Source organism: Brevibacillus dissolubilis (genome assembly GCF_006170445.1).
Classification (GTDB): Bacteria; Bacillota; Bacilli; order Brevibacillales; family Brevibacillaceae; genus Brevibacillus_B; species Brevibacillus_B dissolubilis.
This window is the reverse complement of record NZ_VCNA01000012.1, coordinates 32,272-47,187: the sequence shown is the minus strand read 5'-3', so window position 1 is coordinate 47,187 and position 14,916 is coordinate 32,272. Positions and strand designations below refer to the sequence as shown.

Annotated in this window: 1 protein-coding gene; it reads right to left on the bottom strand. The window is 53.7% G+C overall.

Features of this window, described 5'->3' with window-relative positions; genetic code table 11:
* Window positions 1–8: 8 nt before the first annotated feature.
* Complete coding sequence (locus FGI41_RS19870) at window positions 9–14,915, bottom strand: SDR family NAD(P)-dependent oxidoreductase (RefSeq protein WP_304364769.1); 14,907 nt, start codon at window positions 14,913–14,915, stop codon at window positions 9–11.
* Window position 14,916 lies beyond the last annotated feature (1 nt).

Below are 14,916 nucleotides of genomic sequence, written 5' to 3'. Positions count from 1 at the left end.
CTCCTCTCTTACGCAAATGTTTTCCAGAACATTCCCTTGGAAGCACCCTGGAGTTGAGGTTGGCTGTCTTGTTTGAGCGGCTTGCGCTTTAGTTCCGGCTGTGGCAGAGGGTGTCTTGTCACCGTGCGTGGTGAAGTCTCTTCCCATGCTTCGATGATCACATGGACGTTGGTTCCTCCGTCGCCGAAGCAGTTAATGCCTGCGACAGGTGTGGCACCCATCCACTCGGTAGATTCGCGGTACATGCGGAAGTTGGCAGCTTCCATATCAAAATGCTCCATGCCTTGTTCGCCGGACAGGAATGGGGCGAGCTGGCGGTTCTTCAGCATCAGCACCACTTTGATCAGACTGGCGATCCCTTCTGCGCACAACGGATGGCCGATGTTCGGCTTGACCGATCCTAAGCCGATGGGAGCCTCACCAAAAGAGCGGTAGACAGATTGAATTGCTTTTAGCTCCAGTAAATCAGTAACGGTGGAGCCTGATCCGTTGGCTTCGATGTAGCTGATGTCAGAGGCTTTTTTGCCGCTTTTCGCAAGGGCTGCCTGCATGACATCCTTCTGGGCTTGCAGGTTCGGAGTGGCCGGGCCTGCTGTTTTTCCGTCATTATTGACCGCTGTTGCTTTGATTACGGCGTAGATGGAATCTCCGTCCTGAAGCGCCTGTGACAAGGTCTTCACCAGAACCATACCGACGCCTTCCCCGAGGACGACACCACCTGCGCGCTGGTCGAATACATGGAAGGCAGGATCTGCGCACAAAAGTCCGCGCTGCGAGAACATCTGATGAGCATCATCTGTATTCAACAGGCTGACGCCACCAACAACTGCTGCTTCGATATCGCCGCTGCGGAGGGCTTGAATCGCCATGTTCAGACCGACCAAGGCTGAGGAGCAGGCCGTATCGAGAACGAGGCTTGGGCCGCGCAGGTCGAAGAAGTGCGAGATGTTGGCTGCCAGATAATTTTGACCCAGTGCTACAACTGGATTGCGTGCTTGCTGCAGGCTTGCTTCGCCCGGCTTATGCTGGCTTCGTCCGCCAAGGTAGACCCCGATTGGCTTACCCTTGATCTCCTGATGGGTGTATCCCGCGTGATACCACAGCTTGAGGCTTTGCTCCAGCACGGCCAGTGCCTGCGGGTCCATCGCTTGGACATCCTCATCTGGCAAACGGAAAAATTCGGAGTCAAAATGCGACATGCCGTCGATCAGGCCCGCGTAGTAGGAGTTGGCGTATCCCCAGCGTTCCTGTGGGACAGGGCCGATGGCGGAGCGGCCTTCTGCGATCAGGCTCCAGTATTGCTCCAGCGATTCTGCCCCTGGGAAGTGGCAGGAGAGTCCGATGATGGCGATATCTTCAGTGCGGGTGGTTGTGCTTGGTGGTGTCACCGTTACCTGCACTTGTGCGGGTTGTTGTGGTTGGATGATTTCTTGTGCAGATGCGGTGAACTGGTTTGCTACTTCGCTCTGAATGACAGAGGACACGGTCGGGATCGGAGAATCGGTTGGGGCTGGTGACGCATCCGGAGCCTGATCCGTGCTCGGAGCCACCACTGGCGGCTGCTCTGGCTTCTTCGAAGAAATCCCCAACACTTTCATCAATTCATGCGCATAAGCATCCATGAGCCATTCGGCAAAAGACTCAATCGTCGGATACTCAAAGATAATCGACGGATCGATGTTTCCTGCGATCTGCTGGTTAATCTGCTGCAACAGCTGGGTCAGCACAATCGAATCGATCCCATACTCTTCGAACCGTTCGTCGATCTCCAGATTGTCACGGCTGATTTTCAGTTCTTTAGAGAAAAGGCCTAGCAACCATTCATGTGTGAGATCTGCGAACTCTTGAGAGATTGGCGCAGATGAAGATGGGGACGCAGAGACAGATCCCGATACAGGCGCCGATACAGGCTCAGGCTTGGCAGGCTCTACTCTGACCACTTCCGCCTTCACAGACTCACTTCGCGCCGTAACTGTCTCCGCGTCATTCCGAAGCGGTGTTCCAGCTGAAGGGTTGTCTTCTATCACACGTTGCATCAAGCGGCGAGGGTTCCACCGATCAGGGTTAATCACCGCCGGGAGGATGACCGCATTTATTTTCTGGGAAAGAATCTGATCCAACAGCTGCAAGCCTTCCGCATTGGTCATTGCCTGCAGTCCGGTCAGACCGTACGCTTTGCCTTTTACTTCACCCATGCCTGTCTCTTTCCAGTTCGGCCATACGATGCTGACGATTGGACTGTCGTTCTTGTGCGCTTCCGCAAAATAGTCCATGTAGGCATTTGCCATGGCGTAATCGCTCTGTCCTTTTGCCAGAACAGGAATCGTGCCGGACACAGAGGAGAACAGGACAAAGAACTGCAATGGTTCATCGCGGAGTGCATGGTACAGGGTTTGGAGTCCAGCGACCTTTGGCTCCAGTACCTTTTGGATATCGGCTACGGCTTTGCGCATGAAGGCAGGGTTTTTGATATCGCCCATCCCCGCGCAATGAATCACGCCGCCAATCGGGCCCATACTGGTTTTGATGTCCTGCAGGGCTTCTTGGACGGCAGCAGCATCAGATAAAGGCAAGGAGAGCACTTGTACTTGTGCGCCTAGTGCTTCCAGCTCCAGAATGGACTCGATTTTCTTCCCGACAGATGTGCCGGATTGTTGGAGCGCGGTCCATTGGTCACGAGGCGGCAGTGCTTCGCGGCCAGTCAGTACCAAGCGTCTGACCCCGTAGTGCTTCACAAAATGCTGGGCGCACAGATAGCCAAGACCTCTTGTCCCGCCTGTGACCAGCAGTACATGTCCTTCGGGGAATGCCTGTGGCATCTGTTCCGTCGTATCCTCCGAGATCGACCATTCAGCCAGATGGGCACGGTACCGGATTCCGTCGCGGTAGCACACCTCAATATCCGTACCCTCTGCGTACAGCTCTTCGGCGATCAGTCGGGCGATGGCCTGATCATCGAGGAGGGCTTCCACATCCATATGTCTTGATTTGAGATGGCTGTACTCGGTCTGCAGCATGCGATAGAGCCCGACATAGGCTGCACCGGACAGGTTCATCGAAGAATTTTGGAAAGACTCCAAGCCTTTGGTGACACACATCACGGTCAGGCCTTCCCGATGCCCGTGCTCGATCAGCTTTTGCAGCCACATCATCCAGTTCATCTGCTCATCAGTGCTGCTTCCGCAACCGATGAGATCGATAAACCCGTCAAAGCTTGTCCAGTCATACTCGGACAGTTGTGACCCAATATTATTGATCTGAAGGATCTGGCAGTCAAAGAGGTGCGCGGATAGCTCAACAGCCAGGCTCGCAGTCTCCTTGTTAGCCAAGATCGCGATGGTGCGGCTTCCTTTTTTGGTAGAAACGATTGGGCTTGGTTCCCACTGTTTCTTCAGGAAGACGGTCGGGCGTGTCTCTGCGCTGTCATTCGTCCCCTCAGCCACCGTCGTTGTCGGTACGGTTGCAGTTGTCGTCTTAGGCGCAAGACCATTCTCCGCCTCTGGTTTGTCCGGATTTTCTGGAATCCAGTAATATTCTTTGGCAAACGGATACGCAGGAAGGCTAATCCGGCGCGGTCTGACTTCGCCGCCATACAGCTTGTTCCAATCCATCCGTAAGCCTTTGACCCACAGCTCAGCCAGTTTGCTGAGTTTTTTCTTTTCAATCCACGTCTCAAGCAGGGATTTGGCGTCTTCATCTGTTTCGAAGACCTTGACCTCCCCTTTGCTCTGTTTCACTTGGGCTGTGAAAATGCCTGCCGTGGTTTTGTCTGCGAGGAATGCATCCAAAGATTGCAGCAGTGTTTCCTTGGAATCCGCTACAAAAGCCATCCGGTGATCCATCGCTTCTCGTCCAACCTGCAGAGTGTATGCCAGATCGGTCAGACTCCATTGCGCTTGGGATTGGATGAAACGCTTCATCCCTTGAGCATAGGTCTTGAGCTGTTCCTTTCTCTTGGCAGACAGGACAAAAAGAACCGGTTCAGTAGATTCGGTTTGTTGCGGTCTGTTTTTACCTGGCAGGTACTCCTCGATCACCAGATGGGCATTCGTCCCACTGTATCCAAAAGAGCTGACACCAGCCCGGCGCGGTGCACCCTTGGCTGTCTCCCACTGCTTGTACTCGGTATTGACATAGAACGGCGAATTCTCAAAATCAAAATGCTCATTCGGGTTCGTGAAGTTCAGGGTCGGAACCAGCTTTTCATGCTGCATGCAGAGCAGCACCTTTTGCATGCTGGCTACCCCTGCGGCTGCTGAGGTATGGCCGATGTTGCTTTTTACGGAACCGATGGCGCAGAAGTTCTTTTGGTCGGTTCTTTCTTGGAAAACAGTAGAAATCGCATCCAGCTCGATCGGATCGCCTTGCTTGGTTCCGGTTCCGTGCATCTCTACGTAGCTGATGCTCTCCGGATGGATGTGATAGCGGTCATAGATGTCGCGCTCCAGCTCCATCTGGCTTTTGGCGCTCGGTGCGGTGATGCCGTTGGTTTTGCCGTCCTGATTGATGCCTGTACCGATGATGACCCCGTAGATATGGTCGCCATCCGCCTCGGCATCCTTCAGCCGCTTGAGCACCAATGCACCCGCCCCTTCACCTGGGACAAAACCGTTGGCGCTGTTATCAAACGTTTTGCATTGACCGTCTGGCGACAGCATCCCTGCTCCACACATGCTGATGTAGGATTCTGGCGTGAGGTAGAGGGTGACACCGCCGACCAGAGCCATGTCGATCTCCCCGGTCTTCAATGCCTGGCAGGCCAGATGCGTCCCGACTAACGAGGAGGAGCATGCTGTATCAATCGAGATGGCAGGGCCTTTCAGGTTGAGATAGTACGAGATGCGGGCGGCTGCGATGGAATAGGTGTTGCCGGTCGCACTTCCACCAAGCTGATTCTGCAAAAGCAAGGTGCCGTAATCATTGTTCATGATGCCCAGATAGACACCGCATTTTTGGTTGCTCAGGGATTGTGGACTGTAGCCTGCATCCTCGAACGCTTTATAGCTTTCTTGTAAAAAGATGCGGTGCTGCGGGTCGATCAGTTCCGCTTCGGACGGAGGAATATTGAAAAAGAGCGGATCGAAATATTCGATCTCATCCAGTGCGCCGATCGATTTGCAGTAGATTTTGCCTTTTTGGCTCAGCTTCGGATCATAGTATTGATTCACGTCCCAGCGTGATGTCGGAATTTCACGGACGGAATTGCGGGCATGGATCAGGTTGTCCCAGTACTCCGTCAGATCGCCTGCCCCTGGGTATCTGCCAGACATGCCGACGATGGCGATGGCGTCTGGAGATGTTGGGATGGTGGCGTCTGAAGGTTTCGGTGCTGGAGTTGCAACTGTTGGGGCTGCTGCTTCTTTTGGTGCTGTAACGACAGGTTTGATCCCTACGGATTCCGTAGCTCGCGTTTCCTTCGCAACTGGCTGTTCGGCTTGGACATTTTCCATTGCTGGCTTCGGTTGTGCAGTTGGAGTTACAGTAACAGGCTGCAAGACATGAGCCGATGCTGGTTCTGGCGCAGGCTCTTGCGTTGGCAGGGTTACGGTCGTACCCAGTTCCTTTTGCAGGAATCCGGCAAAGTCACGGATGGTCGGGTAGTCATATACTTTGGTGACCACGATCGAGGTTCCGTAACGCTTATTGATGGCTTTGATCCATTCCAGACCCGTGATGGAATCCATGCCGAGGTCGATGAATTTTTCATCCAGATCCATATCGGAGTGTTCCATGTATAGGACTTCGGCCAGACTCGCTGCGAGTTCTTCGTGCAGGGCTTCTACCGACACGGCAGGCTGACTCATAGTGGTAGCGGCAGTCGTTGCCGTTGCCGCTGGGATTGGTGTCAGTTCATCCTGTGCGGTGTGGACTGGCTGCAACGCAGAAGCGGCGGCCAGAGTATGAGTCCCCAGTTTACCCAGTTCATTTTTCAAGAACCCGGCAAAATCACGAATCGTCGGGTAGTCGTACACCTTGGTCACCATGATGTTGGTTCCATAGCGCTTATTGATTGCCTTGATCCATTCGAGTCCGGTGATGGAGTCCATGCCGAGATCAATGAATTTTTCGTCCAGATCGACTTCTGATTGATTCATGAAAAGGACTTCTGCCAGACTTTCCGTTAATTCTTCGTGCAGAGCCTCGACCGAAACCGAAGGCTGTGCTGGTGCAGAGGCCGCTGGAGTTGGCTGTTGGACTGGTTGCTGTTGAATGGATGGTTGCTGGGTTAGCTGCTGTTGCTGTACCACTACGACTGGTGTAGCTGATTGAGTTGCGTTTTCCGAAACAAGTGTTAGTGGTTGTAACAAGATGTTCGTTGGCTTATTCAGTACCTGCGCTGCTTGAACAGGTGTCACTGGGGTCGCCGGGATCTCTGGGAGCGACTGATTCCCTTGCTTCGCCAGTTCGTTTTTGAGGAAACCGGCAAAATCACGGATCGTCGGGTAATCATATACCTTGGTCACCATGATGTTGGTTCCATAATGTTTATTGACGGCCTTAATCCATTCCAGACCCGTGATGGAATCCATACCGAGATCGATGAATTTGGCGTCTACATCTACGTCCGCCTGATTCATGAAAAGAACGTCGGCCAAGCTTGCCGTCAGCTCTTCGTGCAGAGCTTCTATAGATACGGTCGAGTGAGACGTGGTCGTGGATGATGTTGTCGGAATCACATGTTGGGTCTGTCCATCCAGCAACGGCTTCAATGCGACATCGGTTGGTTTTGCCTTCACATGAGAAGCGGTGAACTCTGTCGCGATAGGTTGTGTGTTTACGATTGCTCGTGCAGGAGTGGATGGCTGTTGAACAGCACCTGGCATTACACTGCTGACAGGTCTTGCTTGATCGGCAGATCTGGTACTACCAGAAGATCGCACCGGAGTAACAGGCTGTATACCTCCAGCGGATTGAGCGGCTGCCACAGGTTTGAGGGTATCAACCGATGTTGCCATAACTGGTTGCAGGCTGCCCCCGGTCTCGCCCGTGGTTCTTCCCCCTGCCTTTTTTAGACTGTTCTCCCCGATCCAATAGCGCTCCTTGGCAAACGGATACGCAGGGAGGCTGATCCGGCGCGGCTTCGTATCGCCGTAGAGCTTGTTCCAATCCAGGTGCAGTCCCTTCACCCATAGATCCATGAGCTTTCCATACTTCCCTTTTTGGATCCAAGCTTCAATGGTCTGCGCCATATCTTCGTCTGCAGCAAATACATCGAGGGTGTCTTTGTTGCGCTTGACTTGTCCGCGGTAGAGGTCTTGGATATAGGCTTGGCCTTCGGTGAATCTGCTCAGTTTTTCTTCGAGGTCGGAAATACTTCCCGCAAGCACGGCCAGACGCTCGTCCATGGCTTCGCGTCCGACTTGGAGCGTATAAGCGATTCTCACAAGGTCGGCGTCGGTGTAGTGATATTCGCGGATGGCGGCAAGCAGGCGCTGTGCCCGTTGTTGAAGCTTCTCTTCGTTCTTGGCGGAGAGCACGATCATGACAGGATTTTGGCGGCTTGGAGCAGTCGGGCTGATGCCAGCACCTGCTGTCTCCGCACTCGGAATATACTCTTCAATCAGGACATGCGCGTTGACCCCGCCTGCGCCGAACGAGGAAATCCCGGCAATTCGCGGAACTTCTTTGGTGACGCCGTTGATTTCTAGCTCAGGACGCTTCCACTCGGCAAGCTCTTGCTGGACGACAAATGGCGTGTTTATAAAATCAATGTTCGGATTCAGCACCTGGGAATGCAGTGAAGGCACGATCTGTCGATGTTTGAGCTGGAGCAATACCTTCGTGATGGCGGCAATTCCGGCTGCGCTCTCGCAGTGACCGATGTTGGATTTGGCTGATCCGATGGCACAGAACTGCTTGTCTTTGGTGTGTTCGCTGAAGGCTTTGGTCAGACCCGCGATTTCGATTGGATCACCCAGCGATGTCCCGGTGCCGTGTGCTTCGATATAGCTGACAGCACGTGGATCGATTCCCGCTTCCTTCAAGGCGCGGCGGATGACGTCGGCTTGTGCATTTGGGTTCGGAACGGAGTAGCCGTTGGTTTTTCCGCCGTGGTTAATCGCGGTGCCTTTGACGACCCCATAGATGTTGTCACCGTCTGCAATCGCTTTTGCCAATGGCTTGAGCAGAATCGCCCCGACGCCTTCACCCGGTACATAGCCCTCCCCGCCGATGCCGAAGCTCTCGCAACGGCCTTTGCTGGATACGAATTTGCCTTGTCCGAGCATCAGGTATTTGTTCGGATGGATGGAGACGTTGACCCCACCCGCGACAGCGACCTCGCATTCTCCATGCTGCAGGCTCTGGCAAGCCAGATGCAACGCGGTCAAGGAAGAGGAGCACATCGTATCCATAGCGATGCTCGGCCCGTGGAAATTGAAGTAATACGACACACGGTTGGCGATGGAGGATGGATTGCCGGTCAGCGCAATTGGTCGGCCGAGTGCCTGCTCCTGCGCCCCATATAATTGATATTCCTCATACATCACCCCGACGTAGACCCCGACATTGGCACCCACATCAAAACCGCTTGGTGCGCCGATATTTTCACGGGTATAGCCCGCGTCCTCCAACGTCTCGTAGACGCATTGCAGGAACAGGCGCTCCTGCGGGTCGATCAGCTCTGCTTCCCGTGGTGAGATATTGAAAAAGCGTGGGTCGAACTTGTCTACATCATTGATGAAGCCGCCCCATTTGCTGTAGGTCTTGCCCGGTTTGTCTTTGTCCTCATCGTAGTACAGGCTGTGATCCCAGCGGTCTTTTGGAATTTCGGTGACGCAGTCTTTGCCTTCCCGCAGGTTTTTCCAGAACTCGTGGATCGTATCGGCCTGCGGGTAACGTCCCGAGATCCCGATGATCGCGATGTCTGTGTCTGTTTTTGGTGTTTCCTTTGCTTTTGGAGCCAGCTTCTGTACAGGTACATAGCCAGATGATTTGCGGCGGCGGTTGGCTTTTGTATGGATCTGTACTTGTGTCGGTGTCTTCTGTGACTGCGCTTGCGTCTGTGACTGAACTCGTGGGTCATTCGAGCCTGCGCCTGTGTTCGCGGCAGAAGTACTTGTCTGCTCATCCGCTGGCGTCGCTTCTTCCTTGATACCCAGCAAGCCGATCAGCTGGCTATGATAATTTTCGATGAAATACCCTGCCAATGAACGGATATCCTGATACTCGAAAAATAAGGTTTTGGATAATGACCCGAACTCACGCTCCAATTCGTTGGTCATCTGCATGATCATCAGCGAGTCGATGCCGTATTTCTCCATCGGAGCACCTGCGTCGATGCGATCGGCTGGCAGCTTGGTGATGTGGGAAAGGACGCCTTTGAGGTACTGTTCGGTTTTTTCCTTCAGTACGTCTTGGGCGACGCCTGATGCTGCTTGCGGATCATGGCTTGGCAGAGCGGCGGTATCGGTAGCGGTTGCCGTATCAGATGGCTCAAGCTCCAGCAGGTTGCGGACTTGTTGGACATCGCCTTCGACGACCAACACTTGTGACTTGCCATAAGCCAGCCCTTGGTACAACGCTCGGATACCGGTTTCGGTCCGCATCGCCACCATGCCAGTGGTTTTCTTCATGAACTTCTCGGATTCGGCGTCGACGTGCATGCCGCCCTCTTTCCACAGTGGCCAGATCATGGAGAGAGTCTTGCCGTGGCGTTGTCCACTGGCTGTCAGTGTGTTGCGGTATTCCGCGTAGACGTTCATAAAAGCATTGGCCATCGCGTAATCAGCTTGACCCAGGTTGCCGACTGCAGATGCTCCAGATGAGAAGAGAATGAAGAAATCAAGCGGCAGCTCCTTCGTGATCTCGTCCAGATAAGCCAGTCCAGTGACTTTTGGTGCGAGCACTTCTCGGATCTCTTCGCTGGTTTTCTTCAGAATAAAATTGTCCTTGATGACACCTGCGCTGTGGATGATACCGTTGAGGCTTCCGTATTCAGCTTGGATGTCTTGGATCAGCTGGTGTACCGCCGCTTTTTGCGTGACATCGACTTGCTTGTATATCACCCGTGCTCCTGCGTTCTGCAAGTCGCGGAGCTGGGATTCTTTTTCGTTGTTCAGTGGGGAGCGGCCTGTCAGGATCAAGACGGCATCCTTCACTTGGCTTGCGATTTCCTGTGCAAAAATCAGCCCGAGACCGCCTGCACCGCCCGTGATGAGGTAGACGCCTTTGTCTTTCCAAGGGACGCCTGCTTGCGCATCGGCTTTTCCTTCGGCACCCGCTTGTGCAATCTCAATGTCATTCCATCCAGCCACCAAGCGTTGGCCTTCTTGGTAACGGACGTGCTTGTCGATTCGGCCCCGGCTGTTCTCTTCGAGCAGGCGGGCGATATCTTCTGCGTGGATGCCCGGTTCTGCTTCGATCAGTTGCCCGGTCAGTTTTGGGTTCTCCATCTGAGCTGTTTTTAACAATCCAGACAGAGCGCTGAGCAGATGCTGACCGCGTTGGGATGAAACGACAACCTGAATCAGCACATTCCCCTTTGGCTTGGACAGCAGGATTTTCTGGATTTCCGCGAAAACCTGCACAGCATACGCTTCAAAACGCTCTTGGATGCTGTCCTGTCTATTATGGAACGTGATGCAGTCAAGCTCCGCTTTCAGTTGCCCCGATGTGATTTCGCTGAAGTCGCAGAGAATTGCTTTTCTCGCTGTAAAATCAACCGCTGGCTGGCCTTGGGTAACAGCCCGTTCCGTCCAGACCGGCTCAAGCAACAGCGTGCCGATCGTCGCAGAATCTCCAGCCACAGCCGCTTCACCCTCCAGCGCACGAGAGGCAAAGCCCTTCAATCTCACGCCTACCTTGCCTTGGTCATCGCACAAGTCGATATCCAGCTTTTGAATCAGATCGTGAGGGGTGCTGCCTTCGCTGTATCTGGTGTATACCCACATCGAGGAGGTGCATTTCCCGAATATTTCAACAGACTCCATAGCAAAAGGTAACATGGGCTTGCTCAAATCATCTGCGGATAGCCGCAGCCCTACAGACGCCTGCAAAGCGGAATCGATCAGGCCCGGGTGCAGGACATACTGGTCAATCGTATCGGCAATGGCGGTTGGCAAGGACAGCTTGGTCAAAAGCTGCTGATTCCCCACATAGATGTTCTCGACCCCTTTGTGGCCCGGCCCATACTCGATCCCCATCTGCTGATACGCTGCATAGCATTCAATGGAGCTGAATTCCCGTATGTTACAGCTTTCTTTTAACGTGCCGATATCCAGCACAGGTGCTTCTTCTACTGGGTAGAGCACTGCACTGCCTTGACCGTATACCACATCTTCCGCATCCACCTCGTCGTGGGATTCGCTGAAGATCTCATAGGCAATCTCTCCATCATCCTCTGGGTAAAGCCGGATGTGAAGCGGTGTCTTCTGGTCTGCTACGGCAAAAGGACGAATCCAGACGATATTTTTCAGCTCGATTCGTGCTTCTGTCTGATCCGCTACCGCCTTCTCCACAGCGGCCCGAACCATCTCCAGATAAGCGGCTCCCGGCAGCATGCGTTGGCCTTGGACTACGTGATCTGCCAGGAAAAATTCTTCCCCGGTAAAGACCGAACGGAACTGCAAGCCCGAAATGTCAGAGATGTTCTGATGCAACAGCGGATGAATGGCACTGACGGCGGCTGCGCTCGGTTTTCCGTTATCCTGCGAGCGGTCTGTCAGCGGCAGCCAATAGCGGACTTTTTCGAACGGATAGGTAGGCAGGCTGATCCGTGCAGGCTTGGCGTCTCCGTAAAGGAGCTTCCAGTCCATCGCAAGGCCCTTGACCCATCGTTCTGCGATCTTGGTGGCGTTGCCTTCTTTGATCCATGTATGTAAGTCAGCCGGGTTGTCCTGACTGGAGCTTTTCGAATGGGAATTAGTCTTCTCTTGATTGCTGTCTTGCCCAATCCAACGAGGTGTGGCCGCTTCGTTACCTTCTGCGAAGGCGGCAACTTTTTCCTTCAGTTCTCGGATGCTGGTCGCAAGGAACACGACCCGCTCTTCCATCGCTTCACGGCCTACCTGCAAGGTATAGGCGAGATCTGCCAGATTGATTCCGTCGTGGAGGAAATCGTGGAGCTTCTTCGCATACGCTTGGAGGCGATCCGGGCTTTTCGCTGAGAGCGGGATAATGGCTGGGGCATCGGTCATCAGCTGGACAGGCTTGTCATTGTGCGCTTTCTCTGGGATGTATTCCTCCAGTACGATGTGCGCATTGGAACCTGTCGCGCCAAAAGAACTGACTCCTGCGCGGCGTGGATAGGTGATTGCTTGTCCGTTTTCGATGATGACGGGCTGCTTCCATTCTTCGGTGACGTGCTGGATATAGAATGGAGATTTCGGTAAATCCAGATACGGGTTCAGCTCCAGAGAATGCAAGGATGGCACGAGCGTTTTGTGGTGGAGCTGGAGCGCTACCTTGGTCAAGCCGCTGATGCCTGCTGCGGATTCAGCGTGACCGATGTTGGATTTGACCGAACCGATGGAACAGAATTGCTTGTCCTGTGTATGCTGGCGGAATGCTTTGACCAAGCCTTGGATCTCAATCGGGTCACCGAGGGATGTCCCTGTTCCGTGTGCTTCGATGTAGCTCATCGTCCGCGCGTCGATGCCCGCTTTGTCCAAGCAAGCCTCGATCAGATCTGCTTGGGCGACCGGACTTGGGACGGAAATGCCGCTGACCGTACCGACGTGGTTGACGGTGCTTGCCTTAATCACCGCATAGATCCGGTCGCCATCCTGCACAGCCTTATCCAGCGGCTTCAGAAGAACAGCACCAATCCCCTCACCGGATACGTAGCCGTCACCGCCTTGGCCGAAGGTGTGGCAGTAGCCGTCGCTGGAGAACATGTCCCAGATGCCGTAGGTCATATATTTATTCGGATGCAGGGAAAGGTTGACCCCGCCCGCCAGTGCCACCTCGCACTCGCCGTGGCGAATGCTCTCCAATGCCAGATGAACGGCGGTCAGTGAAGATGAACAAACTGTATCGACTGCCATGCTCGGCCCATGGAAATTGCAAAAATAGGAGACGCGGTTGGCAATCTGTGCGTAGTTCAGCGAGAGCGGGAAGACATCACCCTTCGCAATCGCTTCGGCACCGATCAGGGAATAATCCTTGTGCATGACCCCGACGAAGACGCCGACGTTTTGTCTTTTGCTTTTGCCCTTCGCTTCTACCAGTGTCTTAGGGGTGTAGCCTGCATCCTCGATCGATTCCCAGCAGGCTTCGAGGAACAGACGCTCCTGCGGGTCCATGGTCTCGGCTTCCCTTGGTGAGATACGGAAAAATTGCGGGTCGAAGCAATCTGGATCATCGATGAAGCCGCCCCATTTGGAGATGCTTTTGCCAGAAGGAGACGTGATGCCTTCGAGACTGCGCCAGTCCCAGCGAGAGGCAGGAACTTCGCTGATGCAGTCTTTTCCGTCTTTGAGATTTTGCCAGAACTCATGGATGTTGCCTGCTTGCGGATAGCGGCCTGCCATCCCGATGATGGCGATGTCACCGACTACATTTTGATAAGGTGTAGCAGCGGTTGTTGATGGTTTGTGAGTGGCTGTGCCTTGGGAAATAGCTGGTTCAGCCGTAGTGGTGGCTGCTGTCATAGATGAGGTCGCCGAAGCAAAAGTAGAATGAGCAGGCGTGACTGCCTCTCCGTCCTCCTGCCCCGCTTGGGCTGACCCGCCAAAGCTTGACGCGTAATTTTCCTCCAGATACTCAGCCAATTCCGCGACGGTTGTATATTCGAAAAGCAGTGTCGGAGACAGGCTCTCGTCGATCTTGTCCCCGATTGCTTCTACTACATCTAAGAGACCAGGCGAATCGAGGCCCATCTGGTAATAGCCGACCTCGGTTTCGATCTGGTCTTTTGGTTTGTTGAGGCGCTCTGCCATGAGTTGTTGCAGGAAGTCGATGATGGTGTCGTATGATCCGGTGTTGGTGGTGTTGGCATTGCTCGCGGGAGCCGTAGAAGATGCTGCTTGGGTTGAATCCAAAGTAGCAGCAGCAGGCTCAGCCAGCTGTTGTCCCTCTGCCGACTGTACCGCCTCTGGCTCTTCCGCTGATTGGGCTGTCTGTTTTCGCTCCGGATTGATCAGCTCCGCTCCCCGGACGAGCTTGCTTGTGAAGTTTTTCAGTTCGGCGACCTTTTTCCCGGCAGAATTGAAGAATTCCATGGTCAGGTAGATCAGCTCTTTTTCCATGCGTACGGAGGAAGTCTGAATCCGTGTGATACATTTTGTCTGCAAAAGTTCTGTGGCACTAAACGACTCATAGAACAAAGGCAGGTAGAGCCGCTCCTCACCTTTTACCAGTGACGCTACCATCAGGTTGGAGCCGACCCCGCTGCCGTCGATCAGAGTCGGGTGAAACATAAAATGCTCTGCTGTGGGAAGAGCCTCTTCCCCGACAGACAGGTCCATCACGATTCCCGTCTCGGTCTCGTAGATCTGGCCTTCTACCTTCATGAAGCCGATGTGTACCAGCTCCTGACTGCGGCATTGGTCGTACATGGTATTGAGATCGACGGTACGGAGCAAAGACTGCTTGAGTTGATCCAACTCAAGCGTCTCTGCAAATACCACGGGTGTGCCTGTGTGCATTTCGGTTTTCATGTAGATTTTTTTATTGGAAGCCGGTTGGCCGCTGCGCTGTTCGTGGCCTTCTACGGTGACATTCCAGCGTCCTGCCTTCTTCTCCACACAACTGATTGTGAGGATCGTGGTGGCATTCTTCCCCACGGAGAGTGGGGTGTAGATAGACAAGTTGCGGAGTTGAAGGTCGGCATAGGAATAACCATGTTCTCTGAAAAGCTGATAGATCATGTCAATGTACGCCAATCCCGGCAACACTTCTTGTCCATAAACCACATGATTATGGATAATCGGATTTTTGAGCGACAAGGTGATCTGTTTCACTATGTTTTTCACG